This window comes from Kribbella capetownensis (assembly GCF_004331485.1).
GTDB lineage: Bacteria > Actinomycetota > Actinomycetes > Propionibacteriales > Kribbellaceae > Kribbella > Kribbella capetownensis.
In genome coordinates, this window is the sequence record NZ_SJKD01000001.1 from 294,975 (window position 1) to 320,114 (window position 25,140).

General features: G+C 68.6%; 20 protein-coding genes. 6 read left to right on the forward strand and 14 right to left on the reverse strand.

Annotation, left to right across the window (positions count from 1 at the left end):
* Window positions 1–42 precede the first annotated feature (42 nt).
* Window positions 43–1,530 (reverse strand): MFS transporter, encoded by a 1,488-nt coding sequence (locus E0H75_RS01405; RefSeq protein WP_131511203.1) that lies wholly within the window; start codon window positions 1,528–1,530, stop codon window positions 43–45.
* A 136-nt stretch (window positions 1,531–1,666) separates the two neighbouring features.
* Between E0H75_RS01405 and E0H75_RS01410 the strand changes: the two genes are divergently transcribed.
* On the forward strand, window positions 1,667–2,263 hold the full coding sequence (locus tag E0H75_RS01410; RefSeq protein WP_131511204.1) for a TetR/AcrR family transcriptional regulator: 597 nt from the start codon (window positions 1,667–1,669) through the stop codon (window positions 2,261–2,263).
* Here the strand turns inward: E0H75_RS01410 and E0H75_RS01415 are convergent.
* A complete protein-coding gene (locus tag E0H75_RS01415) occupies window positions 2,226–2,777 on the reverse strand; it encodes a dTDP-4-dehydrorhamnose 3,5-epimerase family protein (protein WP_131511205.1) in 552 nt (183 codons plus the stop codon). The genes E0H75_RS01410 and E0H75_RS01415 overlap by 38 nt on opposite strands.
* Window positions 2,774–3,988 (reverse strand): DUF2786 domain-containing protein, encoded by a 1,215-nt coding sequence (locus E0H75_RS01420; protein ID WP_238162755.1) that lies wholly within the window; start codon window positions 3,986–3,988, stop codon window positions 2,774–2,776. Before E0H75_RS01420 ends, E0H75_RS01415 begins: the two co-directional genes overlap by 4 nt.
* Before the next feature lie 176 nt (window positions 3,989–4,164).
* Between E0H75_RS01420 and E0H75_RS01425 the strand changes: the two genes are divergently transcribed.
* Window positions 4,165–5,556, forward strand: coding sequence for an FAD-binding oxidoreductase (locus E0H75_RS01425; RefSeq protein ID WP_131511206.1), 1,392 nt, complete (start codon window positions 4,165–4,167; stop codon window positions 5,554–5,556).
* A 112-nt stretch (window positions 5,557–5,668) separates the two neighbouring features.
* On the opposite strand, the gene E0H75_RS01430 is transcribed toward E0H75_RS01425, so the two are convergent.
* Genes E0H75_RS01430 through E0H75_RS01445 form a run of 4 tightly spaced genes read right to left on the reverse strand, consistent with a single transcriptional unit; the run spans window position 5,669 to window position 8,100 of the window.
* Window positions 5,669–6,415, reverse strand: a complete 747-nt coding sequence (locus tag E0H75_RS01430; RefSeq protein WP_131511207.1) for an SDR family NAD(P)-dependent oxidoreductase — start codon at window positions 6,413–6,415, stop codon at window positions 5,669–5,671.
* Window positions 6,408–7,649 carry an AMP-binding protein gene (locus tag E0H75_RS01435; RefSeq protein ID WP_131511208.1) on the reverse strand — a complete coding sequence of 414 codons (1,242 nt, stop codon included), beginning with the start codon at window positions 7,647–7,649 and terminating at the stop codon, window positions 6,408–6,410. The genes E0H75_RS01430 and E0H75_RS01435 overlap by 8 nt, the downstream gene beginning before the upstream one ends.
* Entirely contained in the window at window positions 7,646–7,897 is a 252-nt protein-coding gene (locus E0H75_RS01440; protein WP_131361476.1) for a phosphopantetheine-binding protein, read from the reverse strand. Before E0H75_RS01440 ends, E0H75_RS01435 begins: the two co-directional genes overlap by 4 nt.
* Window positions 7,898–7,908: 11 nt before the next feature.
* A complete protein-coding gene (locus tag E0H75_RS01445) occupies window positions 7,909–8,100 on the reverse strand; it encodes a hypothetical protein (protein ID WP_131511209.1) in 192 nt (63 codons plus the stop codon).
* 104 nt (window positions 8,101–8,204) lie between these two features.
* Between E0H75_RS01445 and E0H75_RS01450 the strand changes: the two genes are divergently transcribed.
* Window positions 8,205–10,592: a hypothetical protein gene (locus E0H75_RS01450; RefSeq protein WP_238162756.1), complete on the forward strand. Its 2,388-nt coding sequence runs from the start codon at window positions 8,205–8,207 to the stop codon at window positions 10,590–10,592.
* A gap of 3 nt (window positions 10,593–10,595) precedes the next feature.
* Here the strand turns inward: E0H75_RS01450 and E0H75_RS01455 are convergent, their stop codons facing one another.
* Entirely contained in the window at window positions 10,596–12,176 is a 1,581-nt protein-coding gene (locus tag E0H75_RS01455; RefSeq protein WP_131511210.1) for a glycoside hydrolase family 10-like protein, read from the reverse strand.
* A gap of 83 nt (window positions 12,177–12,259) precedes the next feature.
* On the opposite strand from E0H75_RS01455, the gene E0H75_RS01460 reads away from it, so the two are divergent.
* Both E0H75_RS01460 and pseI read left to right on the forward strand, forming a co-directional pair.
* Window positions 12,260–12,781, forward strand: a complete 522-nt coding sequence (locus tag E0H75_RS01460; protein WP_131511211.1) for a GNAT family N-acetyltransferase — start codon at window positions 12,260–12,262, stop codon at window positions 12,779–12,781.
* Window positions 12,778–13,827 carry a pseudaminic acid synthase gene (pseI, locus tag E0H75_RS01465; protein WP_131511212.1) on the forward strand — a complete coding sequence of 350 codons (1,050 nt, stop codon included), beginning with the start codon at window positions 12,778–12,780 and terminating at the stop codon, window positions 13,825–13,827. Before E0H75_RS01460 ends, pseI begins: the two co-directional genes overlap by 4 nt.
* 4 nt (window positions 13,828–13,831) lie before the next feature.
* Here pseI and E0H75_RS01470 read toward each other — a convergent pair whose 3' ends face one another.
* The 5 genes from E0H75_RS01470 to E0H75_RS01490 are packed head-to-tail and all read right to left on the reverse strand — an operon-like array spanning window position 13,832 to window position 21,644.
* Window positions 13,832–16,075 (reverse strand): glycosyltransferase family 2 protein, encoded by a 2,244-nt coding sequence (locus E0H75_RS01470; RefSeq protein WP_131511213.1) that lies wholly within the window; start codon window positions 16,073–16,075, stop codon window positions 13,832–13,834.
* Between the two features lie 2 nt (window positions 16,076–16,077).
* Window positions 16,078–17,745, reverse strand: coding sequence for a hypothetical protein (locus E0H75_RS01475; protein WP_131511214.1), 1,668 nt, complete (start codon window positions 17,743–17,745; stop codon window positions 16,078–16,080).
* On the reverse strand, window positions 17,738–18,559 hold the full coding sequence (locus E0H75_RS01480; RefSeq protein ID WP_131511215.1) for a hypothetical protein: 822 nt from the start codon (window positions 18,557–18,559) through the stop codon (window positions 17,738–17,740). The genes E0H75_RS01475 and E0H75_RS01480 overlap by 8 nt, the downstream gene beginning before the upstream one ends.
* Window positions 18,559–20,841, reverse strand: coding sequence for a glycosyltransferase (locus E0H75_RS01485; RefSeq protein WP_131511216.1), 2,283 nt, complete (start codon window positions 20,839–20,841; stop codon window positions 18,559–18,561). Before E0H75_RS01485 ends, E0H75_RS01480 begins: the two co-directional genes overlap by 1 nt.
* Window positions 20,842–20,891: 50 nt before the next feature.
* Entirely contained in the window at window positions 20,892–21,644 is a 753-nt protein-coding gene (locus tag E0H75_RS01490; protein ID WP_131511217.1) for an N-acetyltransferase, read from the reverse strand.
* A 156-nt stretch (window positions 21,645–21,800) separates the two neighbouring features.
* Between E0H75_RS01490 and E0H75_RS01495 the strand changes: the two genes are divergently transcribed.
* Entirely contained in the window at window positions 21,801–24,026 is a 2,226-nt protein-coding gene (locus E0H75_RS01495) for a hypothetical protein (protein ID WP_131511218.1), read from the forward strand.
* Here E0H75_RS01495 and E0H75_RS01500 read toward each other — a convergent pair.
* A complete protein-coding gene (locus tag E0H75_RS01500) occupies window positions 24,019–24,984 on the reverse strand; it encodes a PseG/SpsG family protein (RefSeq protein WP_165553557.1) in 966 nt (321 codons plus the stop codon). The two genes, E0H75_RS01495 and E0H75_RS01500, sit on opposite strands and share 8 nt — an antisense overlap.
* Window positions 24,985–25,140 lie beyond the last annotated feature (156 nt).

A 25,140-nucleotide genomic window follows, 5' to 3' on the forward strand; every position in this document is an offset into this window, starting at 1 on the left:
TGCCGAGTGCCGCGCAGTAGGCGGGGGATCACCAGCCACGACCTATACGTGTGAGTCCACGACGACCGGCTCCGGAGTCGCCTCGAGCGGCTCCGGACCGCGCCGGAACCAGTTCCACGGGCGGACACTGACCACGATCATCGTCAGGCTCAGGACGGCGTACACCAGGGATCCGATAAAGGCCGCGTGCACGCCGTCGGTCAGCACCTCGCGCGGGATGGTCGAGGTGGAGTTGCGGCTCGCCGTACCGAAGATCGTGACCAGGATGCCCAGGCCGAGTGCGCCGCCGACCTGCTGGACCACGTTCAGCATGCCGGACGCTGCGCCCGAGTCCTGCGGCGCGACGCCCGAGATGGCCCGGCTGACCAGCGGAATGAAGATCATCCCGGCGCCCATGCCGAACAGCAGCATCGGACCGACCACATCGGGGAGGTACGTGCTCTTCGCGTCCAATCGCGTCAGCCACACCGTTCCCAGCGCGACCAGCGTGGACCCGGTGAGCATCAGCTTGCCGCTGTCGATCCGGGCGATCAGCCGCGGCACCACGCGCGACGCGGTGAACAGCAGACCGGTCATCGGCAGGAAGGCGAGACCGGCTGCCAGCGGGCTGAACGCGAGCACACCCTGCAGGTACTGCGTCAGGAAGAAGAACATCCCGAACATCGTCCCGACCACCAGCAGCATGGTCAGGTACGACGCCGACCGGCTGGCGGACCGGAACAGGCGCAGCGGCACGATCGGGTGGCTGACCCGGCGCTCGACCAGGACGAACGTGACCAGTAGCACCACGCCGACCGCGAACGCACCCAGGACCTCGGCCGACGTCCAGCCGACCTCGGCGACCCGGATGAACCCGAACACGAGCGAGGTGATGCCGAGTGTCGAGGTGAGCGCACCGGCCACGTCGAACCGGCCGGTCTCCGGCTCGGTCTCGGTCAGCACCCGCCGGGCCACGATGACCAGGCCGATGCCGATCGGCACGTTGACAAACAGACCCCAGCGCCAGGACGCCCAGTCGGTCAGCATCCCGCCGAGGACCAGACCGACGCTGCCGCCGCCGGAGGACACCAGGCTGTAGTAGCCAAGCGCCTTCAGCCGCTCAGGGCCTTCGCGATAGGTGAGCATGAGCAAGGTCAGGGCGGCCGGGGCGGCGATGGCACCGCCGATGCCCTGCAGGACGCGGGCGGCGAGCAGTAGTTCCGCGCTCGGCGCGAGACCGCCGAGCAGCGAAGCGAGCGTGAAGACACTGATACCGGTGACGAACACCCGGCGGCGACCGAGCAGGTCCCCGGCCCGGGCACCGAGCAGGAGCAGACCGCCGAACGCGAGCGCGTAGGCGTTCTGCACCCAGGACAGGCTGGACGGACTGAAGTCGAGCGCGTGCTGGATCTTGGGCATCGCGATGTTCACCACGGTGCCGTCGAGGATCACCATCAACTGCGTGATCAGGATGACCGCGAGAACGACCCCTGGCCGCCGTGCGGGCGTGCGTGGGGTGGCGCCGGACGGCGCCGCGGCTGTTGCCGACATATTGCTCCTTACCCCGGAGGGGCTACAGTTGAGACAGAAAGCGGAGCGCTCCTCCGGATACAATACGGAGGCCCCCTCCGCTTTGCAAGCGATATTCTTCGGGAACTTCGACTGCTGCGATCCGTGAGGAGGTCTGATGAGCACGCCCCCGCTGCCGTCCATGCGGCCGACCCGCTCGGACGCGGCCCGGAACTACGACCTGCTCGTCACGGCCGCGCGCGAGGCGTTCACCGAGAACGGCGCCGACACCTCGCTGGAGGAGATCGCCCGCCGGGCCGGCGTCGGCATCGGCACGCTCTACCGCCGGTTCCCGAACCGGACCGCCCTGCTCGAGGCGGTCTACGTGGACGAGATCCAGTCGGTCTGCGACCGGGCGTACGGCTTCGCCGAAGAGCTCGAGCCGTTCGCGGCGCTGGCCGCCTGGCTGCGCAGCTTCGTCGGTTACGCCATCTCCAAGAAGTCCCTGGCCAGTGAGCTCACAGTTGCCTTGGGCAAGGACTCGGAGTTCTTCCAGACCTGTAAGGTCAACGTCCGGGAGGCCGGTCAGCTGCTGCTGGACAAGGCGAAGGCGTCCGGCGAGGTGCGGCCCGAGCTCGACCTCGGCGACATCATGCGTCTGGTCGGCGGGATCAACATGAGCCGCGACATGGAGCCCGAGCAGGCCCAGCGGCTGCTCGACATCATCCTGTGCGGCCTCAGGCCGGCCGGCTCCCGGCCTCAGTCAGCATCCTGATCTCGGCCAGCGTCGGGTTGCCCGCGTCGCGTTCGGTCCAGCTCAGTTGCCGGCGCGGGAACGGCCAGTCGATCTCGAGCTCGGGGTCGAACAGGTCGACCGTGATCCGCTCCGGCGACCAGTACTCGTTCACGAGGAAGTTGTAGACCGTGTGCGGCGTCAGCGTACAGAACGAGTTCCCGCACCCGCGCGGAACGTAGAGCGCCTGCCCGGCCTCCAACTCGAATGTCTCGACAGCACCGAACGTCTCGCCGGAGCGCAGATCCACCAGCGCGACGAACACCCGGCCGGCCGACGGCGACAGGTACTTGTCCCAGGGCTCCGCGTGAATCCCGCGGATGATCCCCGCCTCGGCGAAGTACGACACGTTGTGCTGCACCGCATCCAGCGCAGGCACTCCCGCCTGCTCCAACTTGGCGCGGTGAAAGTTCTCCTTGAACCAGCCGTCGTCGTTCGGCTGCACGTCCAGCTCGATCCGCAGTACCCCGGGGATCGTGGTTTCGTGCGCCCTCACCGGCGAACCTGCCGGCGGGCCTCGAGCTGGGCCTGGTCGGCCGCGGTCAGCCCCGCCTCCCAGCCGGCGCCGTTGGTGATCCGCGTCCGCCGCGTGGTCGTGTTCGGGAACAGCTTGCTGAACAGCGCGTCGACCTGTTCCTCTCGCCTCGTCAGCACGGGCAGCAGGCGCCCAGCGTCGGCCTCTGGTACGGCGGCCTGGGTCGCCGCCGCGGCCGCCTGCAACCGCTCCCCGATCCGCTGCGCGTAGGCCATCAGGAACGACTGCCGGAACGACCGGGTCCGCGACTCACCGCGCCGGCCGAAGTGTTTGCCCGCAGCAAGCATTGCCCGATTCGCCTGCACCAGCAGGGAAGTGCTGAGGATCTCGGTCAGCTGCAGATCCAGGTCGGCACCGACGATGGTGACCACCGCCAGCTCGTCGATCACCACCGTGCGGCAGCGGTTCGCCGACGCGACGGCACCGATCAGCTGCGCCTTCGCCGACACGTACGGCGTGTCGACCCACAGTCGCCGTCCGGCCGAGTCATCGGGGATCTCCACCGCCGGATCCGCCTCCACCAGGGCACTGTCGAGCGAGAACTTCGCCATCAGCTCCTGCGCCTTGCCGGACAACGCCTCCGCCTCGTCCGGGAACTCCGTCGCCTCCGCCTTCGCGAGCAGGCCCCGGATCCGCGCCAGCACCTTCCCGTTCACCGGTACGACGTGATGTTCGCCGCGGCGGACCGGCGTACCAGGGACGGGGTAGAGGCGGGCGAGGATCGGAAGGGTCTGGAGGAAGCCTGCCAGGGAAAGGGCGTGGTGCAGGGTGAGGTAGCGGCCGACGCGGGCCTCCGCGGCCCAAGCGGTCAGGTCGAGGCCGGTGAACGGTGGCGAGACACCGAGGTCCGTGAGCTGGTCGAGCCAGCCCGGGTCGATCGTGGCGGGCTTGTAGGCCTGGTGTTCGGCGGAGATCGCGGCCAGGAGGAGCGGCTCGACACCCGAGTCCAGCTGCCGTCGCCCGTGCTGGACGACATCGGCCGGCGACCAGCCGCGCTCCCACGTCGCACGGAGCAGGCCGGTCAGAAACCTCTGCAGGCAACGATCGACCTGCGCCTGGTCGCGCTCGTCGTACGCACCGAGGCGGGCCAGCTCGGCGTCGGCGCGATCGTCGCGCAGGGCAACGACGGCGGCCGCGATCGGCAACAATCGCAGGATCTCGTCGTCACTCACGCGGTCGAGTCTGACACCCGGCGAAGTTCCCGCCCAAACGGGACTGCGATCCCTTGTGGAAAACCCGGCGTTTCTGAAGCCTGGCTGAAGACAGCGCACGAAGATCTGCCCAAAAGGACGCTGTCGCAGGGGGAACGGGCACTAGCCTGACAGCACCAAATCGGGGAGGAAACGCAATGACTCAGCTTGCGGAAGCTGGATTCGACGAACTACGCGCGGCGCTCGAGGGGACCGTGCTCGCGCCGGACGACGCGGGGTACGACGACGCGCGGCGGCTCTGGAACGCGCACCACGACCGGCGTCCGGCGGTGATCGCCCAGCCACGGACCGCCGAAGACGTCCAGGCCGCGGTCCGGTTCGCCGTCGCGAACGACCTGGAGATCGCCGTCCGCGGCGGTTCACACAGCATGTCCGGGGCGTCGTCGGTCGACGACGGACTGATGATCGACCTGACCCGGATGAACCAGGTCACGGTCGATCCGGAGGCACGCCGCGCCCGCGTCGGCGGCGGTGCACTGCTCGGCGATCTCGACGCGGCCACGCAGGCCCACGGCCTGGCCGTGCCGGCCGGCATGATCAGCCACACCGGTGTCGGTGGGCTGACGCTCGGTGGCGGCATGGGCTGGCTGACCCGCAAGTACGGCCTCAGCATCGACAACCTGGAGTCCGTGCGGGTCGTCACCGCGGACGGAAGCATCCTGCGGGCGGCCGAGGACGAGAACCCGGACCTGTTCTGGGCGATCCGCGGTGGCGGCGGCAACTTCGGCGTGGTCACCGAGTTCGAGTTCCGGCTGCACGAGGCCGGACCGATGGTGCAAGTGGGCATGATCTTCTTCGGCCTCGACCAGGGCGCCGAGGCGCTGCGGATGGCGCGCGACGTCATCCCGAGCCTGCCGCGGGACCTCAACGTGGTGATCGCCTGCCTGAACGCGCCACCCGCGCCGTTCGTTCCGGCGGAGCACCACTTCAAGCCCGGCTACGCGCTGGTCGTGGTCGGCTTCGGCTCCCCGCAGGAGCACGCCGACGCACTCGAGCGCATCCGCACCGCGCTGCCGCCGCTGTTCGAGTTCGCGTCACCGATGCCGTACGTCGCACTGCAGCAGATGCTGGACGAGGCGAACGACTGGGGCCGCTACAACTACGAGAAGGGCATCTACCTCGACGCGCTGACCGACGGCGCGATCGATGTGATCACCGAACAGGTGCCGCGGAAGACCTCGCCGATGTCGGTCGTGCTGTTCTACCACCTCGACGGTGGCTACCTCGAGGCCGACGACGACGCCACCGCCTTCGGCGGCGGACGGACCGAGCGGTACGCGGTCTTCTCGATCGCGATCTGCCCCGAGCCGTCGATGTTCGACGCGGAGCGGGCCTGGGTCCGCGGCCTGTGGGACGGGTTGCAGCCGCATGCGAGTGGCATCGGCGGCTACGTGAACGGGATGACCGACCCGGACGAGGACCGGCTGCGGGCGTCGTACGGCCACAAGTACGACCGGCTCGCGCAGCTCAAGGCGAAGTACGACCCGGACAACGTGTTCCACCGCAACCAGAACATCAAGCCGGCCTGACCGACGACGCTTCCCCGTCTGCCTGGCTGACCCACGCCACGGTGGGTTTGCACCCGGGACTCCGAGGGGCAAACCCACCATCCGGTAGGTCAGCCAGGCAGACGGGCAGGGGTCAGATCGAGGCGGCGCCGTCGACGACCAGGACCTGGCCGTTGATGTTGGTCTGGTCGAGCAGGAGCATGCGGACGACGGGGACGACCTCGTCGGGCTCGGTCAGGTGGCCCGTCGGAGTGCGGCGGACGATCTGGTCGAGCTGGGTCTGGCCAAGGACCGCGGACATCTCCGAGGCGAAGAAGCCGGGCGCGACCGCGTTCGCCAGCACGCGGCCGCCGAGTTCGCGGGCGAGTGAGCGGGTGGCGGCGTCCATGCCGCCCTTGGTGGCGGAGTACGCGACCAGGCCCGGGTAGCCGCGCTGCGCGCAGATCGAGGTGACGTTGACGATCCGGCCCTTCAGGCCCTTGGCAAGCATCCGGCGGAGTACGAACCGGGTCAGGACAAGTGGCGAGGTCAGGTTCGTTGTGATGATCTCGGCGAGCTGGTCGGCCGAGGTGTGGACGTGCAGCGAGTCCTGGCCGATCGCGGCGTTGTTGACCAGACCGTCGATCGGTCCGAGTGCGGTCTCCACCGCCCGTACGAACGCCTGCCCGGCCTGGGCATCGTTGATGTCGACGGACCCGTAGTACAAGTGATCCGGGTACTTCTCGCCGAGCGCCGTCAGCTCCGGCGTCACGGTCCGGGCGAACGCGGCGACCTTCACGCCGTTGGTGAGCAGGTCGGTGACGATCGCGAGCCCGAGGCCGCGCGAGCCGCCCGACACCAGCACGACCGACGCGGGCGGAATCACGCTGGGTTCAGACATCGCTCTTCAGGGTTTCCTTCTGCGGGATCTCGTCGAGGAAGGTGATCCGCCGCGGTACGCCGTAATCCGGCAGACGGCTCGAGCACCACTGGACCAGGTCGTTGTGGGTGAGCGGACCCAGGGTCGGATTCCGCACCACCTCGGCGGCCACCATCCGGCCGACCAGCGGCGCCCTGCGCGCGAACACGCGCGCCCACGAGACACCGGGGTGACCCATCAGCACGTTGCGTACGACGCCTGCCGACACCTTCGACCCACCGACGTTGATCTCGTCGGTGTCCAACCGGCCGGTGATCAGCACCCGGTCGCCGGCGTACTCGACCCGGTCGCCGGTGTGCACCGCACCGACCAGACCCGCACCATGATGCGGTGACCGGATGACGAGTTCGTCGCCGTCGGTGGAGAGGATCGGGCGGTCCGGATCGGGCTTGCGATCCAGCCACTCCCGCGGGAATCCGGCCTTGCCGTCGTGCACCACGATCGACGCACCGACCTCGGAGGACGCGTAGATCCAGGAGATCCGGGCCTTCGGGAAGATCTCGCGCAGCTGGTCGAGAATCGCCTGGTCGACGGGTTCGCCGCCGAGCGTGATCTGCTCCAGCGGTACGGCGGCCAACGCGTCGGCGTCACGGTAGATCGCCTGGCGCCAGAAGGTCGGCGTCCCGGACGCCGCGGTGACGCCATGCGTGGCGGCGATCGACGGCCAGTCCTCGAGCTCGTCCGGCTCGATCGCCACCACGCCCTGATCGGCGTGGGTCAGCGAGAGCGTGACGACCTGCCACCAGGCATACGTGCCGGGTGAGTACGGCAGGAGCCAGGTGCGCGGTGGCTGGTCGCCGGTGACTGTGGTCAGGGACTCCAGGGTGTGACCGATGCGCTTCGGACGGCCGGTCGAGCCGGAGGTGAGCAGCCAGGCGCGGCCGGACTCCTCGACGCGCTTGAGCTTCGCCGGAGTCACTTCCCCAGTGGGCAGAACGATGGCGAATCCGGACTCACCCAGCTCCTCGCGCATCCGGTTGTCGACGCGCGACGAGGTGGCGACCAGGAGCTCGGTGCCATGGACCGCGTGGTGACGCAGCGCGGCGAGAGCGTCGGCGCCGTTGTCGACCAGGACGGCGGCCGGTGAGGGCAGTTGCGGAAGTTTGTGCAGGGTCCGCCAGGTCAGGCTCTTACCCGCGACGACCACTGTGTTGTCGTCACCGATGAGAGCGGTGGTCCGGCGCGGTGCGGTCACGCCGACTGAAGTTGCTCGATGAAGTCCAGCACATCGCCGACAGTGGCGATCCGGCGCAGCCCGGGGGCATCGAAGTTCAGCTCGGCCTCCAGCTCGTCCTCTACCCGGAGGGCCAGCTCGGAGAAGTCCAGCGACCGGAACCCGATCTCTCGCAGATCGGCGGTGTCGTCGCCCGGCAAGTTCTTTCCCTGCGCCGTCATCACCTCGCCCATCAACTCCCTGACCCTGCCACGCGCTATCGAACTCATGAGGCCAAAGCCTAGCTTGTGCGCTCGCCGGCTCGCGGCGGCTCCGGCGGCGGGGTGATGGCGCGACGCCGGACCAGGGATTTCAGTCGTTTGACCCGGCTCGAGATTTCCCAGCCGATCAAGGCGATCAGCGGTGACGCGGCCGCGACGGCGGCGAGCAGGATCTCCTCGACCGGCAGACCGGCGATGTGGAGGGCGGCCATCGAACCTCCCGAACCGTACGAGAGCTGGGAGATTACTGAGTGTAATGGGGATCGCGCCACGGGTAAACGTCTCGGGCGACTCCGGTGACCCATACACTGCACCGGTGACCACACCGGGCCGGGGGACGCGCGTGGCCGCGATGGTGAGCCTGCCGGTGCTTCCGCTGGCCTGGTTCGTCGCCTTGCAGGAGCATCCGCCCTGGATGCCGGCCGCGTATCTCGGCTATCTCCTGATCATCATCGCCATCCCGGGCACGATGTTCTGGCGTCGGCTCACCGGCGGGACCGGATGGTTCTTGGCGGACGCAGTTCTGGGGACGGCGTTCGGACTGGCCGTCGAGACGTTGCTGTACCCGATCGGGATGCTGTTCAAGATGCCGTTCGCGGCGCTGCTGATGCCTGCGCTGGCGGTCGGGGTGTACCGCGCTCTGCCACGCCGCAAGCTGCCCGAGCGACCGACCCCGTGGTGGGCAACGGCCGGCGTGATGGTGGCGGTAGGCGTTGCGGCCGCGTGGTTCGTGCGGGTCGGCTCGCAACTCATTCCACTGAACGGCGCGAGTGCACTGCGGCCGAACTCTGACGCACCGCACAATCTCGCGCTCGCCGGTGAGCTCACGCACCACTTCCCGCCGAAGGTCCCGTACGCGGACGGGAGATGGCTGACCGGCCACTGGGCGGCGTACGACGAGATCGCCTCGTCGCACTGGCTCACGAACATCCCTCTCGACGTCCTGACGCACCGGATCGCGCCGTTCGCCTGGATCCTGTTGACCGTGCTCGGTGCAGCAGCCGTCGGCATGCTGTTCACCGGCCGCGCGGTCGCAGCGCCCATCGCAGCTGGGCTGACTGTTGTCGCCGGGGACCTCACCGCTTGGCCGTGGGCCGTGTCTGACCGTGTCCTCACCGAGAGCCCGTTCTCGCTCGGTCAACTGACCAATCCACCGCAGGCGTTCTCCACAGTGCTGTTGCTGCCGCTCATCGCGGTCACCACCCTGCTTCTGCGGCGGAAGCCCGGCCAGACGAAGGGTCAGTTGTTCCGGCTGTTCGTCACGGCCGGTGTGCTCATCGCGGCCCTTGCACTGACGAAAGAAACCACTCTCCCGATCTACGCCGCCGGACTGGCTGCAGCGTGGATCTACCTGACTGTCCGGGCCGGGCGTCTCAACCTCCGTGCGCTGGTGCTCGGTGTGAGCGTTGCGGCGGCGTACGTACTGACCTTCTTCGTCGTACTGGGCGGAGGAGTGTCGAGCGTCCTCTTCAAGCCGGGTACGACGTTCGACCAGTTGGCCGACAGGATGGGTGGCGGGTCCGCGGTCGCGGTGATCGGCGTTGTCGTCGTGCTCGGCTGGGTCATGCCTGCTGTCGGCGCGCTACTGATCAAGCGACGCGTGCGCCGCGACCCGATGCCGCTGTTCCTCGTCGCCGGCTTCCTCGCTGCGATCGCGGCCGCCGCGGTGCTGTACGACGACGGCCTGACGCAGCTCTTCTTCGTCCGCACCGGCTTCATCTACGGCGTTCTGCTGGCCACCTGGGGTCTGGCGTCGCTGGAGCGCCGGCAGTTCGCCATCGCGGCCGTTGCACTCCTGATCGGGGTCGCCGCGATCTACTGGGGTCGCTACCGGTCGGACGATGCATGTACGTCGGCCAACTGCTTCGGGCAGGGCCTGGTCGTCGCACTGGTCATCGCAGCGATCGGCGTCGGCGTCTTCGGGCTCGTCCTGCGCGGCTCACGTCGTACCTGGGCTCTCATCGCTGTCGCGGTGCTGCTGGGTACGACGGTGTCGCCGACGGTGGTGTCGTTGCGCAAGTTCGCCACGCCACCGCTGACGGAGTACGAGTCGATCGCACCGGGCGGGATCGACGCGGCACGGTTCATCCGGCGGAACTCGGGGTCCGACGACCTGATCGCCACCAACCTGCACTGCCACCGCGCCCGCGCCTCGCACTGCCTCACCGGCTCGTACTGGATCTCCGGGTACGCCGAACGCCGGGTGCTCGTGCAGGGATGGGCCTACCAGACCAGAGTGGACGACACGTACCCGGACGGCGTGCAAAGCAAGTACTGGAACGAGGAGACGCTCCGGCTGAACGACGAGGTGTTCACCGACCCCACGCGCGAGAACCTGGAGACGTTGCGGACCAAGTACGGCGTGCAGTGGCTGCTGCTGGACGAACGCGTCAGCGCACCGCCGAAGAACCTGGACCGCCTGACCGAGCTCCGCTTCCAGTACGGCTCGGTCCGCGTCTACCAGCTCTACCCACCGCCGCCGGCCAACCCGTTCCCGTCCCAAAGCCCATCACCCACGGGGACTCCGTCACAGACGCCGAGCTTCCCGACAGGGACCCCGAGCTTCCCGACAGGGACCCCGAGCTTCCCGGCGGGGACCCCCAGCTTCCCCACCGGGACCTCGAGCTTCCCGACCCAAACGCCCAGCTTCCCCACGCAGACCTTCCCGACGGGCACCACAGGCTTCGCGACGCAGACTCCCTGACCGTCAGCGCAGGGACACCGCCGGGATCGGGATGCTCTGGTTGGCGAGACGGTCCAGCGCGGTGACCGAGTACAGGTAGATCTTGCCGGGCGTCGCCGTGGTGTCCAGGTAGGACTGCGCAGCCCCGCTCGACCGGACCGTCGCGATCAGGTTGCGAGCGTCGTTGTCCGGGCAGTGGTCGCCACCCAGCAGCTCACGCCGGTAGATCGCGTACGACGTGGTGTCACCCGACGTACGGCGCCACTTGACCTGTACGCCGCTGCTGGTCCGAATGGCCTGGACGGCGTGGACCGGGAGCGGTGCACGCGAGTCGAGCGCCGGCATGGCGGGAATGAGCGCCGGGCGGGTGTACCAGGTGTTGTTCAGCAGTGTGGTCGCACCGAGGCGGTCAGCGCGGACGTCCTTCGCGGAGAAGTAGATGTTGCCCTTCACCTCGGGGATCGCGCTGTCGAACGCCAGGTGGTCGCTCAGCTCGAGCGGATCCGCCCAGTCCGGCGACTGGGTCGACGTACCGACCTTGTACGTCGCCTCGCCGATGTACAGGTGCACATGGGTGCCGCGGACCTGATCGGCCCACCACGGGACGATCTTGTTGTAGTCGGCCGGCGCGAACCCACCGGCCCAGTAGACCTGCGGGACGATGTAGTCGATCCACTCCTCGCGGACCCACTTGCGGGTGTCCGCCGCCAGGTCGTCGTACGTCTGCACGCCGGCGGTGGTGTCGGTGCCCTCCGGGTCGGTCGCCTTGTTCCGCCAGACCGCGAACGGCGAGATGCCGAACTTCACCCACGGCTTGATCGCCTTGATCTTCTGGCCCAGCTCCTGGATCAGCAGGTCGATGTTGTTCCGCCGCCAGTCCTGCAGGTTGGAGAAGCCGGCGCCGTACTGCGCGAATGTCGCGGCGTCGTCGAAGACCTGGCCGGCCACCGGATACGGGTAGAAGTAGTCGTCGAAGTGGACGCCGTCGATGTCGTAGCGCGACACCGCGTCCATGATCGCGTCCTCGACCAGCTTGCGGGCTGCCGGAATGCCGGGGTTGTAGTACAGCTTGCCGCCGTACGAGACGACCCAGTCCGGGTGCTGCCGGGCCGGGTGCTCGGGCACCAGCGCGTTGATGTCGGTGCCCATCGACAGCCGGTACGGGTTGAACCAGGCGTGCAGTTCGAGGTTCCGCTTGTGGGCCTCGGCCACCGCGAAGGCCAGCGGGTCGTAGCCGGGGTCACCGCCCTGATGGCCGGTCAGGTACTGCGACCAGGGCTCGACCGTGGACGGCCAGAAGGCGTCCGCGGTCGGGCGGACCTGCAGTACGACGGCGTTGTGGTGCTGGCGGACCGCGTCGTCGAACCAGCCGATCAGCTCCGCCTGCTGCTGCGCCGGGGTCAGACCGGTCTTCGACGGCCAGTCGATGTTCACCACCGAGGCCACCCAGGATGCACGGAACTGCCGGAGCGGCGTGGCCGGGTTCGCCGCGCATTTGCTCCCGTCCGTGGACGCCGCCGGCGCGGCTGACGCCGTACCGGTCAATCCGCTCAGCAGCAGCCCTGCCGTGGCACCGAGGACACCCATGACTCGCCAGACTCTCATGTCACTCTCCGACTATCGCTCCGGACGAAGTGGAAAGATGTTTACACATGAAGGCGCTTCAGAGAAGACGCTAGGTTGGGTGCATGCTGCGCACCGCGACCGAGGACGACCTCGACACCATCCGGCGGCTCCGCAACCAGCAGGCCAACCGTGAGGTCAGCATCACCTCCCACGAGATCTCAGCGGACGAACACGCTGCGTGGTGGGCGAAGACGTCGGCCGACCCGACCCGCCGGGTGCTGATCTACACCCGCGACGGCGTGACCGCGGGCGTGGTGAACTTCTTCGACCTCGACGGACCTGCCGGAGCGTGGGGCTTCTTCCTCGACGCGGACGGCCTGGCCGAGCGCGGCCAGACACTGCCCGCGTGGATCGAGGTGATGCGCGAGGCGACGGCGTACGCGTTCGACGACCTCGGGCTCGATGTGCTCACCGGCGAGGTGCTGGAGCACAATACGGTAGTGCGGCAGATGAACCGGCGGTTCCGCTTCACCGAAGGGACGCCGGAGCAGCGCTACGCCGACGGCCGCGAGATCATCGTGATTCCGATCAGCCTGCGCAAGCAGGACCGAAGAAACGACCGCAGTCAGGGGAACAGACAGTGAGCACGATCGAGATCGGCGGCGTGCCGGTCGGGCCGGACCACCAGCCGTTCGTCATCGCGGAGATGTCGGGCAACCACAACGGCGACCTGGAGCGGGCGAAGGACATCGTCCGGGCGATCGCGGAGTCGGGTGCGCAGGCGCTGAAGCTGCAGACCTACACCGCGGAGACGATGACGCTCGACGTCGACCTGCCCGCGTTCCGGCTGCCGGCCGAGCACGAGTTGTGGAGCGACGCGCGGCTGTACGACCTCTACCACGAGGCGCACACGCCGTGGGAGTGGCACGGGCCGCTGTTCGAGCTGGCCGCGTCGCTCGGGCTGGTCGCGTTCTCCTCGGCGTTCGACCGGACCGCGATCGACTTCCTGGAGGGGCTGAAGGTCCCGGCGTACAAGGTCGCCTCGAACGAGATCGGTGACCTCCCGCTGGTCCGCGGCATGGCGGAGACGGGCAAGCCGATCATCATCTCCACCGGCTCCGCGACGCTGACCGACATCGACGCCGCGGTCCGCGCCGCCCGCTCCACCGGCAACGAGCAGATCATCGTGCTGTCCTGTACGGCGAGTTACCCGGCGCCGCCCGAGCAGTCCAACCTGCGCGCGATTCCGGTGCTGCGCGACGCCCTCGGCGTACAGGTCGGCCTCTCCGACCACACCATGGGGATCGGCGCCGCCATCGCCGCGGTCGCCCTCGGTGCGACCGTGATCGAGAAGCACGTCACCCTCAAGCGCATCGACGGCGGCGTCGACTCCGCGTTCTCCCTCGAGCCGGGCGAACTGGAGCTCCTGGTCGAGAGCACTCGCATCGCCCAGCTCGCGCTCGGCGAACCGGTCATCGGCCCGAAACAAGCCGAGCAGAACGTGCTCCGCTTCCGCCGCTCCCTGCACGTCACCCAGGACGTCAAGGCCGGCGATGTTGTCGGCCCCGGGAACGTCCGCTCCATCCGCCCCGCCGGCGGCCTCGCACCCGACGCCTTCACCCAGGTCGAGGGCCGCCCCTTCCGCACCGACGCCAAGGCCGGCACTCCGCTGACCTGGGACCTGCTCTGATCGGTTAACGCACCTCGACGTGCAGCGTGCCCGCATGTGGTCGTACGGCGAGAACGTGCGCACCACGGGAGATCGTCAGAGGCAACCGGCTGGACAGGAAGGGCTCGCACTGGACGGCGTGGGACGTGCCGTCCGGCTTTGTCGCGAACAGGATCCAGTCCTCCGCGGACTCGGCCGGAATCAGCGCGTCCAGGTCCACGGCCGCCGCCCAGCCGTCGTCCGAGATGGTCTGACGGCAGTCAACGTCGATGTGGTCGTCGGAGTTGGGCAGATAACGCCGCCACGCGAACTCGACGTCACCCCAATCGGGCCCACGCACCATCAACATGTTGCCCGCGGCAACAGCAGCGGTCGCCGTCGTACGGATCGGCGACTCGTGCAGGTTCACGTACCCGCCGGTGGAGCGCGTCAGCATCACCGCCCGGCCGCCCTCGGCTCGCGAGATCAGGCGGTCGCCGGCTGTCCACAACAGCAACTGCTCTTCGCCCTCGCGACCGCGCAGCCGGAACGCCCGCGTCGTCCGCTGGGTGAAGGGATCGTCCGGGTTCGTCTCCTCGATGATCGGCCGGATCGGCAACCGCGCGGTGAAGTCGCGCCCGTCGACCTCCAGCGGAACCGCTTCCTCGCCGCCCGACACCGGCCGGGTCACGAACAACGACGGCTGCTCGAACGACGACCGCCCGTGCAACACCAACGCAGCCGGTGTCTGCTCGACCGACGTCAACCGGCATGGATCCGACAGCCGCCGGACAGCGAACGCGCCGTCCTTGCCCGGACCCGGCTGGATCCAGTTCGTCTCGTCGATCCACGCCCCCGGCGGCCATCCCGGACTGCCCGGCCCCTGCCCGCGCAACGTGTCCCGCCGCCGTACGCGGCCCGACCTCATCCGTACGTCGAAATGCGCCGGACCTGCCGTGCATTTTGCCAGCAGCTCACGGCCCAGCAAGACCTCGAAACCGACCAACGCCGCGTCACCCTGCAGGTCTGTCATGGGATATCGCCGTACTCGCAGGGGATACGAGCGCCCGGCGATGACGAGCGCGATCCGCAGGCTCGAGGATCGTTTGGTCGCCAAATGCCGGATCTCGGCTGTGCCCTGGACCGACAGCTTGCCGTCGACCCACGCGACCTCGCGCACAGTCGTCGCCAGCGTCAGATCGTCGTCCGACGCCTGATACAGCTCCTGCGGTACGGCGGCCTCACGCGCGCCCGGATAGTCGAGCTGCCAGCTCCGCGAGCGACGTACCGCACGCACGTCGCCGACCGGTCCGCCGTCACTGCGGTACTGCGCGAGCCGCCGGAGCAACTCGACATCGCCGGCCCGGAGCGCCGCGAACTGCAGCCGGTCGAAGCGAGGGGCTTCGTCGAGCGCCGGCTGGTCGAGCCGGTCGAGCAGCTCGTGGGTGAGCCCGAGTAGCTGTTGCTCCTCCTCCGCGGGCACCATCCCGAAGGCCGACAGCATCGCCGGCAGGTCGATCTGGGTGAAATGCGCGTGCAGCCGTTGGCGAATCGACGGGAGAGCGCGATCGGCCAAGTCCATCACCAGGCCCGCCGACACGACCCGGTCGCGGATGTTGGCGAGCTGGAACTTCTGCTGGGTGATCGAGTCGCCCGACTCCCGCTCGCGCCAGAAGTACACCGGGGCCGCGAGCGTGTCGACCGTGACCGCGTCGAGGTGCGCCTTCAGCGTGACCGGGTAGTCCTCGTAGCGGATCGCCGGGAAGCGATAGCCGTACTCGTTCCAGAACGAACGCCGGTAGACCTTGTTCCAGACCATCCGGTCCAGCACGAGCTCGGGCGTCTCCGACACGTGGGTGGCGAACCGGTCCCGAGTGAAGCACTGCCGTTGGAGGTACGACGGCCGGACGCCGTAGCTGTTGTTGAACCGCCGGGCGTTGCCGCCGGCGAAGTCCGAGCCGGTACGGTCCAGCGTCCGGACCAGCAGTCCGAACCCGTGCCGTGTGACCAGGTCATCGCTGTCGACAAAGGCGACGTACTCGCCGCTGGCGTGATCGACGCCGGTGTTGCGAGCCGGCCCGAGTCCGGCGTTGTCCTGCTGGACGAGGTGGAACCGGGAGTCCTTGGTGCAGAACTCCTTCGCCACCACAGCGCTGTCGTCGAAGGAGCCGTCGTCGACCAGGATCGCCTCGAAGTCGGCCCAGGTCTGCCGGGCGATCGAGTCCAGACAGTCGCCGATGTACTCACCGACGTTGTAGAACGGCACCACCACGCTCAGTCGCGGTTTCATGGCTAGCGCTTCCGCACGCGTCGAGCGACCTTGCGCGCCACCACCCGCGGCTTCCGGATCTGCGCGGCGTGGAAGACCACCCGGGACAGCGCGTACGTCCGGGATCCGCGGATGCGGTTGTGGTCCGCGGTCACCTTCTGCAGCTGGGTCCGCAGTTCACGGATGCGGTTCTCCCGCGTCTTCATCGCCTTGTTGCGGAATCCGAGCGTGCGCTCGAGACCGAAGACGTGTCCCCGCAGCTCGAACAGCTCCTGCCGCGCCCGCTCGGCATCCGCCAACGCGGTGCGCACGTCGGCGGCCGCATGCTCACGAGTTTCGAGTACGCCGGCCAGTGCGGCGGCCAACTCCTTGCCGCGAGCAACGTGTCCGGCCGACGCCGGCGGGGTGTCGGGTGAGGTCGCCTGCACCGGCTCCGGCAGCTCGATCCCGGACATGCTCATCCAGGTCGACACGAGATCGTCGCCCACCATCCACGGCGGCCACGGGTGGCGCCGGTGCTGCCCGATCAACCGATCGTGGAACCGGTACCAAGCAGCCGCCAGCAGGTCCGCGCTGTCGGTCGGCTCCTCAGTCACCCACGGCGAAACCCCATGAGCAAAGGACTCCCCGTCAATCACCACGTCGTCCCACCGAAGCACGACCGGCGAGTCCGCGGCCCACTCTCCGAGACGCGCGGCCAGCTTGCGGAACGCCGGCACGTCTTCAGCCGCAGCCAAACGGATCAGCGCGGACTCCACCGACGTACCATCCGGCACCTTGGCAGGCACGACGGGGGGGTCGAAGAGCAGTCCATCAGCAGGCGAAGTTCCACCAGTGATGGAGGTTTGCCAGCCGGTTGGGGTCTTGTCCGCGGTGAGGACGGACGGTCCGGTCTGGGCATAGAGGTCGTGCTCGGCGTGCATGCCGCAGATCGCGATCCAGCCGGTGGGAATGGCGGACAGCAGACCAGCCCGGGCAGCCGAGTCGACACCGTCGGCGATCGGCGAGAGCACAGGGACATCGGCTGCGTCCAAGGCGTCCACGGCCAACCGCGTCGGCAGCTCCCCCGGCCGAGCGGCTGCGGCGACCTCAGCCGCCACGAACGCCCGCGAGCCGAAGTCCGCGTAGAGCTGCGCTGTCCAGGGCAAGGCGGACGCGAACTGGTCGACCGACACCGGGCGGGTCGGGTCGTCGTGCAGCGGACGCCATTCGTCGTCACCGTGGCGCTGGTCGGCAGGACGGCTGTCGAGCAGGTTCAGCAGGGAGAACTCGTTCTGGAGAGCGAGCACGACCACTGCGTCCGGAGCAGCCAGTGCAGTCAATGTCTGAAGGCGCTCGGTCCAGCTGAGGTCGCCGCTGTCGTAGCCCAACACCCGGTCGAGTCCGTCAGCGGCAACGACCACCTGGAACGGTTCAGCCTGCAGACCGTCGAGAGCGCCGGCCACGACCTGCAGTCGATCGCCGAACTCCGCGGCCAACTCCTCCGCGTCCGACACGGAGCGCACGAGGACTGTCGTATCGGCAGCACGGTCGAGAACGGCCGAGATCAGCGGGCGCGAGTGCGGGCCGACGATCAACGTACGACGTTCGCTCGGAAGCGCGTCGGCCAGCAGAGCGGCCAGGGCCGGACGGTGGTCGGTGCTGTCGGTCCACGGCTGCATCTCACCGAGAACCACCTGCAGGTCAGACACGCTCTCTCCAATCGAACAGCATCCGCAACTCCGCGGGCGGCATCATCCAGGGCTTGCCCAGCTCCAGGTCGGTCGTCGCCTGCGCGGCTCCCAGGTCGATCGACTTGCCGAGCATCTCCGGCCACAGCCGCTCGATCCGGCTCTGCCCACCGAACAAGGGGTTCTCGCCTTCCATCTCCATCGGGTCGCCGTACACCGCCGGTTCGCAGCCGGCCGCGACGCCGTAGAAGATTGCCGTCGACAACCGGTTGGCGGCGACCCGCTTGTGCCGCCGCAGCTCGTCGAGTTGCTTGAACAGGAAGCGCCGGTCGGTGCGCTCGTAGGAGAACCCGCGCTGCCCGAACGACACCACCCGGAAGCCCGCGTCCTCGTAGTACCCGCGCACTTCCGGACGGTCGTATTCGGTGTAGTAGAGGCTGAACGTGACCGGGCCGGGTTCGGTCTCGCGGATCTCGTCGATCAGCCGCTGGTGATCGCCGTGGATCTTGCCACCCTCCCAACCGTGGAAGAGGAACCACAGCGTGCCCTCGCGCTCGACCGGCTCGGCCTGCTGCTCCAACTCCTGCAGGTACAGGAAAGGCGCGCCGATGCTGTGGTAGTTCCGCCGGCCGAGTGCGTGCCCCCGCCGCCGCGGTGCGTCGCTCCAGGTGAACCGCCAGGCCCCGTCGTAGAACTCGTGCACCGGGTTCCACCCACAGCCGATGTTCCAGCCGTGCTGCAGATATCCGCGCAGCCGCGGCGGGTGGTCGAAGTCCAGACCCGCGTAGCGGGCCAGGATGTGCGTCTGACCGTAGTAGTGATTGTGATGATGCATCAGCGCACCTCCACGTGCAGAGTGCCGGCATGCGGTCGTACGGCGAGGGCGTGCGCACCGCGGGAGATCGTCAAGGGCAATCGGCTGCACAGGAAGGGCTCGCACTGCACGGCGTGCGTCGAGCCATCGGGCTTCGTCGCGAACAGGATCCAGTCGGCCAGCGATGCCAACGGATCCACCGAAACCTTCACCGCGACCGCCGGAATCAACGCGTCCACGTCGGCCTCCGCTTCCCAGCCGTGCTCGGACAAGGTACGGCGGCACGCGACGTCCAGGTGATCGTCGGAGTCGGCCAGGTAGCGGCGCCAGCTGAAACCGACGTCTCCGCCATCACTCCCGCGCACCACCAACATGTTGCCGACAGCAACCGCAGTGGTCGCGACCGTCCGGATCGGGGACTCGTGCAGGTTCACGTATCCACCGGTGGACCGCGTCAGCGTCACCACGCGGCCGTCCTCGGCGTACGAGACCGCGGACTCACCGGCGGTCCACAGCAAGACTCGCTGCTCCCGCTCGGGACCACGCAACCGGAGTACGCGCGTCGTCCGCTGGCCGAACGGGTCGTCCGGATTGGCCTGCGCCAGAATGTCCCCGATCGCCAGCCGGGCGGTGAAGTCACGCCCGTCGACCTCCAGCGAGATCTCTTCTTCGCCGCCAACGACGGGCCGGGTGACGAACAACGACGGCTCGTCGAACGACGACCGCCCGCGCAACACCAGCGCACCCGGCTCCCGCTCGACCGAGGTCAATCGGCAGGGATCGGTGAGCCGCCGGACGGAGAAGCATCCGTTCCTGCCCGGCCCGGGCTGGATCCAGCTCGTCTCGTCGATCCACGCACCAGGCGGCCACCCAGGACTCCCCGGTCCCTGCCCACGGAGCACGTCCCGCCAGACCCGTCGCCCGGACTTCATCCGTACGTCGAAATGCGCCGGACCGCCCGTGCACGCGGCGAGCAACTCGCGGTCCAGCAGCACCTCGAAGCCGACCCTCGTCGTGTCTCCGTGCAGGTCCAGCGCGTCGTGCCGGCGTACCTCGAGCCGATGTGGAACGTCGTCGATGACCAGCGAGATCTGCAGGCTCGAGGACGGTGTGGTCTCCAGATGCCGGATCTCCGCGGTGCCCTTGACCGACAACTTCCCGGCGACCCAAGCCACCTCACGCACACTCGTCGCGAGCGTCAGATCGCTGTCCGAGACCCAGTACAGCTCCTGCGGTACGACGGCCTCGCGCAGGCCCGGGTACTTGTAGTCGAGCTGCCAGGGCTGCCGCGGGCGTGGCACTGTCCGGGCGCCGCCACGAAGCCCACCATCGTTGCGGAACAGCGCGAGCCGCCGGAGCAGTTCGACGTCCCCAGACCGGAGTGCGGCGTGCTGGATCCGGTCGTACCGGTGGGTGGTCGCCAGAACCTCGTCGTCCAGCCGGTCGAGCAACTCCCGCGAGAGCTCGACCAGGTGTTGCTCCTCGTCGGCGGGCACAGTGCCGAACGCGGACATCAGGGTGAGCAGGTCGATCTGGGCCAGGTGCGCATGCACCCGGCGACGGATCACCGGCAGGCCGTCCTCGACCAGGTCCATCACCAGACCTGCCGAGAACACCCGGTCACGGATGTTGCCGAGCTGGAACTTCTGCTGCGTGATCGACTCGCCGGACTCGCGCTCGCGCCAGTAGTAGACCGGAGCGGTGATCGTGTCCACGGTGACCGCGTCCAGGTGCGCCTTGAGGGCGACGGGGTAGTCCTCGTACCGGATCGGTGGGAAGCGGTACCCGTTCTCGGTCCAGAACGATCGCCGGTAGACCTTGTTCCACAGCATCCGGTCCAGCACCAGGTCGGGCACCTCGGACACGTGGGTGGCGTTCCGTGCGCGGGCGTAGGGCTGCCGGTGGAGCCACGAGGGGCGGATGCCGAAGCTGTTGTTGAACCGCCGGGCGTTGCCGCCGGCAAGATCCGAGCCGGTCCGGTCCAGCGTCCGGATCAGCGCCTCGAAGCCGTGCCGGGAGACCAGGTCGTCGCCGTCGACGAACGCCAGGTACTCGCCGGAGGCCAGATCGATGCCGGTGTCACGGGCCGGCCCGGGCCCGGCGTTGTCCTGCTGGACGAGGCGGAACCGGCGGTCGCGGGAGCAGAATTCCTTCGCGATCACCGCGCTGTCGTCCGGCGATCCGTCGTCGACCAGGATCGCCTCGAAATCGGCCCAGGTCTGCCGGGCGATGGAGTCCAGGCAAGCGCCGATGTACTCACCGACGTTGTAGAAGGGCACCACCACGCTCAACCGCGGCGTCACTTAGGCAAAACTCCCCTCGCTGCAGCTGGGTGTGCCCCCCAAAGCACTGTCTACGTAGCGGCAACGAGATGAACGGTCAGAAGGTTATGCACGGGTTCGAATCCGTATCGGGCCCAGACCCGCTGGATTCCGGTCTGGTGCGCTTGGGTGGACACCACCAGACGCCGGGACGTGGCAGCGTCCTCGATGGCCGAGAGCAGGTGGCCGTAGCGGCCGCGGCCCTGCTCGGCGGGGACGACTCCGGCCAGCTGGATCTCGGTCCAGGACCGCTGCTGGTCGAGTGAGGCGATAGCGAGCACCCGCCGGTCGGGACCACGCAGTACGACGGCACCGGTCTCCGCGATCCGCCGTCGGGCCCACTCCTGCCGGCCGGCCAACGCGGCGGCGCGGTCGAAGACGGGGTTGGAGCAGTAGTGGTTCCCCGAGTCGCCGAAGACGTCGGCGGCCAGGTCGTCCACCAGTACATCGTCAGCTGTCGGCTCCAGCTGCACCGTGAACCCGGCCAGTGGCGCGGGGCGCCGGCCCTTGCCGACCGGGAGAGACCAGAACACGACCGTGTCAGCCAGCAGCGCCTGCCGCGGCCCACTCGACAGCGCGGCGAACCAGGTCGTCTCCCGCGCCGGGTAGCGCAACACGATCACGTCGGCGGTCGATCGCTCGACCGCGGCCAGGACCTCGGCGAGCGGCGTACCGGCCGAGGCGGACACCGACATCCGGTCGATCGAGACCCCGAACCGCTTCGCCGCGTCCACAGACGGGCGCACCGTCAACTCGCCGGCCTCGAGCGCGTCGTACCAACTCATAGGCCACGGAGCTTAGTCGGTGTCGTCGATCGATTCGGTGAACGTGTGGTGCCCGGGTTATCGAGGCTGTCGTAGCCGAGCAGCTCGCATGAGGGACCTCCGACCGGGACTCCTACTCGTGGTGACACTGCGCATTCGTGACACTACTGTTACGGCATGCGCGCGAAGGCGAAGCGGCGGGGGCCGCGCACGGCGGGGCCTTCCCTGTCCGGTCTGCTGGCCGGGGTGTTGGTCCTCGTGCTGGCGATCGCCCTGCTCTTCCTGCACTCGACACCGAGTGAGGTCGCGCGCTTCGTGCTGTTCACCGGGCTCGCAATCGCGCTGCCGGGGTTCGCTCTGTGGCGGCTGATCGGCAGCTACGGCCGCAACCTGGTCGAGGACCTCGCAGCCGGCTTCGCAGTGGGCACAGCCGCGCAGGTCATCGTCTATCTGGCCAGTGCGTCGGTCGGGCTGCAGGCGTGGTCGTGGGTGTGGGCGCCGGTCGTGCTGCTGACCACCTTCGTGGACACTGACGTCAGAGCGCGGGTGTGGCGGCGGGTCGACCAGCCACTCCGACCACTCCAGGCCTGGCTGCTCACTGCCTCGACCGCAGTCGTCGTACTGATCGTCTACCGGCGCGGACCGGGTCAGTTCCTGCCCGCGTACACGGACCCGCTGCGTTCGTATCCGGACCTGGCCTTCCAGCAGGCCCTGGCCGCCAGCGCCAAGTACGACGTACCGATCTCGACGCTGTGGCTCGGTGGCGAGCCGATGAAGTACCACACGTTCTTCCACCAGGCGACGGCCGCGACCGCGTGGGGGACACGGATCGACCTGACCGACCTGATCCACTCGCTGGGCTGGCTGCCGCTGTTCCTGGCCGGGTGCGGACTGGTGTTCGCGCTGACCACGCGGTTCGCGCCGACCGCGGAGTCGGGTGCGACCTGGGCCGGGCCGCTCGCCGTACTGATCGCCGGCCTCGGCGGTGCGGTGCAGCCGCTGGCGGACCAGGGTCTCGGCGGGATCTCCACCGCCGTCGCGGCGTACCTGAGCCCGACGCAGAACCTCGCCGTACTGATCGCGCTGGCGCTCTGCATCGTGGCGGTCGACCTGCTGCGATCCGGTACGCCGCGCGCCCGGTGGGTGCTGCTGATCCTGCTGGCGCTGGTCGCGGCCGGCGCGAAGTCGACGATCCTTCCGTTGCTGGGCATCGGGTTCGCGTTCGCGTTCCTGCACCTGGGGCTGCAGCGGCGGAGCAACCGGCCGGCTTTGATCGGCGGAGCCCTGTCGTTCGCGATCTTCCTGGCCGCGCTGGTGACGATCTTCGGCGGGAGCACGTGGGGAACGGAGGTGAAACCGTTTCAGACCTTCGTCCAGTTGGCGCCGTACTCGACGCTGGTCTCCGAGCCGCACGCGCAACTGTTGTCGGGGGCAACGACCTTGCTGAGCTGGGGACTCGCCGCGTCCGGAATGCTGTTCCTGGGGAGGAAATGGCGCGACACCGGCGCTGTGTTCCTGGTGGGCTTCGCAGTGGCGGGTCTGCTCGGGACGCTCCTGACGACGCAGTCGGGGATCAGCCAGCTGTACTTCCTGCGGACGGCGTTCCCGGTGATTGCGGTGCTCGCGTCCGTTGGGCTGGCCAACCTGGTCGGACGCCTCGGCGATCGGCGGGGCGTCGTACTCGTGGGTGCTGCCGGGTTGCTCAGCTTGGTGGCGCTCGGCATTGCACGGGCGGAGTCGACCGACTTGCGTGGCATCAAAGGCCCTTGGCTGTGGACGGCTGCGGCGATCGGAGTGGTCGGCGTCGTCGTCGCCGTGGTCTGGAAGCTGTCCCGGCGTCCGGGGAACTTCTTCGTGGCTCTGCTCGCCGGAGCCGTCGCGGCGAGCATGATCGGGGCGGCACTCGTTCCGTTGCAGGCGTTCGTGTCCGACAAGGCATCGAACCTGGTCTTCGCCCACACCAGCCGCGGTGGAGCGACCGCCGCGGAGGCCGGCGCCGCGCAGTGGCTGCGGCGGAACAGCCGGCCCGGCGACCTGATTGCCACGAACGCGCACTGCATCATCCAGCGGGACGGTCTGTGCGACAGCCGGCACTTCTGGCTGGCTGCGCTGTCCGAGCGTCCGGTGCTGATCGAAGGCTGGTCGTATTCCAACCAGGCGAACCGGATCGCACTCACCACCGGCGGCAACCCCAGCCTGATCCCGTACTGGAACCGCGAGGAGCTCGCCGTCAACGACGCCGTCTTCAAGTCGCCGACGCCGGCGACGATCGAGCGGCTCCGCACCGCCGGTGTGCGCTGGCTGTACGCCGACAACCGGGCCGGCGAGGTGTCACCTGCACTGCACACCTATGTGCGGCTCCGGCACGCCACCCTGGACGCGACGATCTACGAGATCAGGTGAGCGCGAGGAACGCGTCCGCGACCCGGGTGCGGCCCTTGCCGTCGACAAGGCGCCAACCTGCAGCCGCGAGACGTGCCCGCTCACTCGGATCGGTGAGCAAACGTTTGAGGACCGCTGCCGCCGCCGACGGGTCGGTCTTCAAATCGGACAGTACGCCGAGGCCGGCCGCCGTACCGGTCGCGATCGCACGCTCGTAGCCCATCACCTGGTTGTCCACCACGCAGACGAGCCCGGCCGTCGCGCCGAGACACAGCAGCTCCCAGGTCGACGTACCCGAGGCGCTGATGGTCAGGTCTGCATCGAGTACGGCGACGGCGAGGCGGTCCGTCGGCCCGATCACGTCGACCCGCTGCTGCGGCCGGAGCTCCACGGCGGCGATCTGCGCGGCCAACTCCGGGGCGGGAGCCACCACAGTGGCCTCGAACGGCGCCCCGCTCACCGCGAGCGCCTGCACCACATGCGGCCCAGCTCCGAACGCATCCGTCCCACCGAAGAACGCGAACACCTTGGGTACGACAGTCAGCGGCGGCGCCGGCGGGTCGGCCGGGCGGAGCGCGAGGATCTCGTCGCGGATCATCACGTACTCGAGACCGGCCAGCCGAGTGGAGTTCGCCGGCAGGGCGGGTCGATCCAGCTCGGCGGCGAGATTCTGGTCCACCAGGATGTCCGCCTCAGCGCCACGCAAGTCGCCGTCGACGATCGCGAGCGTGGGCCTCCCCGTCGTACGCACGGATGCGTAGACCGCCGCGTCAAGGTCGTAGCAGTCGAAGACCACTGCATCGAGCTGGAGCCGCTCGAACAGCTCCAGATGCTCCGCCGGAGTCCAGACCGCTGGCTCCACCGAGATCCCGCGCCCCGCGATCTGCCCAGCCGCCCAAGGGACCGTGTGCGCATCACAGACGAACAGGACTTCGATCCCGCGAGACAGTAGCTCCTCTGCCAGTGCCAGGGTCCGCATCACGTGCCCGATCCCCCGACCCGGCCCCACATCGCACCGCACACCGACACGTTCCACACCTCGACCGTATCGATTGGATTGAACCAGCGTGGAAGCGGGCAGCCATTGTTTCGTCTCGGCACTGACAGAACGTCATTCGGGGATCTCGCCGATGTG

What these genes read in the sequence shown, in the direction of transcription:
- E0H75_RS01405 (WP_131511203.1), bottom strand. Translation starts at nt 1,530, where the DNA reads ATGTCGGCAACAGCCGCGGCGCCGTCCGGCGCCACCCCACGCACGCCC.
- E0H75_RS01410 (WP_131511204.1), top strand. Translation starts at nt 1,667, where the DNA reads ATGAGCACGCCCCCGCTGCCGTCCATGCGGCCGACCCGCTCGGACGCG.
- E0H75_RS01425 (WP_131511206.1), top strand. Translation starts at nt 4,165, where the DNA reads ATGACTCAGCTTGCGGAAGCTGGATTCGACGAACTACGCGCGGCGCTC.
- E0H75_RS01430 (WP_131511207.1), bottom strand. Translation starts at nt 6,415, where the DNA reads ATGTCTGAACCCAGCGTGATTCCGCCCGCGTCGGTCGTGCTGGTGTCG.
- E0H75_RS01440 (WP_131361476.1), bottom strand. Translation starts at nt 7,897, where the DNA reads ATGAGTTCGATAGCGCGTGGCAGGGTCAGGGAGTTGATGGGCGAGGTG.
- E0H75_RS01445 (WP_131511209.1), bottom strand. Translation starts at nt 8,100, where the DNA reads ATGGCCGCCCTCCACATCGCCGGTCTGCCGGTCGAGGAGATCCTGCTC.
- E0H75_RS01455 (WP_131511210.1), bottom strand. Translation starts at nt 12,176, where the DNA reads ATGAGAGTCTGGCGAGTCATGGGTGTCCTCGGTGCCACGGCAGGGCTG.
- E0H75_RS01460 (WP_131511211.1), top strand. Translation starts at nt 12,260, where the DNA reads ATGCTGCGCACCGCGACCGAGGACGACCTCGACACCATCCGGCGGCTC.
- E0H75_RS01470 (WP_131511213.1), bottom strand. Translation starts at nt 16,075, where the DNA reads ATGAAACCGCGACTGAGCGTGGTGGTGCCGTTCTACAACGTCGGTGAG.
- E0H75_RS01480 (WP_131511215.1), bottom strand. Translation starts at nt 18,559, where the DNA reads ATGCATCATCACAATCACTACTACGGTCAGACGCACATCCTGGCCCGC.
- E0H75_RS01490 (WP_131511217.1), bottom strand. Translation starts at nt 21,644, where the DNA reads ATGAGTTGGTACGACGCGCTCGAGGCCGGCGAGTTGACGGTGCGCCCG.
- E0H75_RS01495 (WP_131511218.1), top strand. Translation starts at nt 21,801, where the DNA reads ATGCGCGCGAAGGCGAAGCGGCGGGGGCCGCGCACGGCGGGGCCTTCC.
- E0H75_RS01500 (WP_165553557.1), bottom strand. Translation starts at nt 24,984, where the DNA reads ATGCGGACCCTGGCACTGGCAGAGGAGCTACTGTCTCGCGGGATCGAA.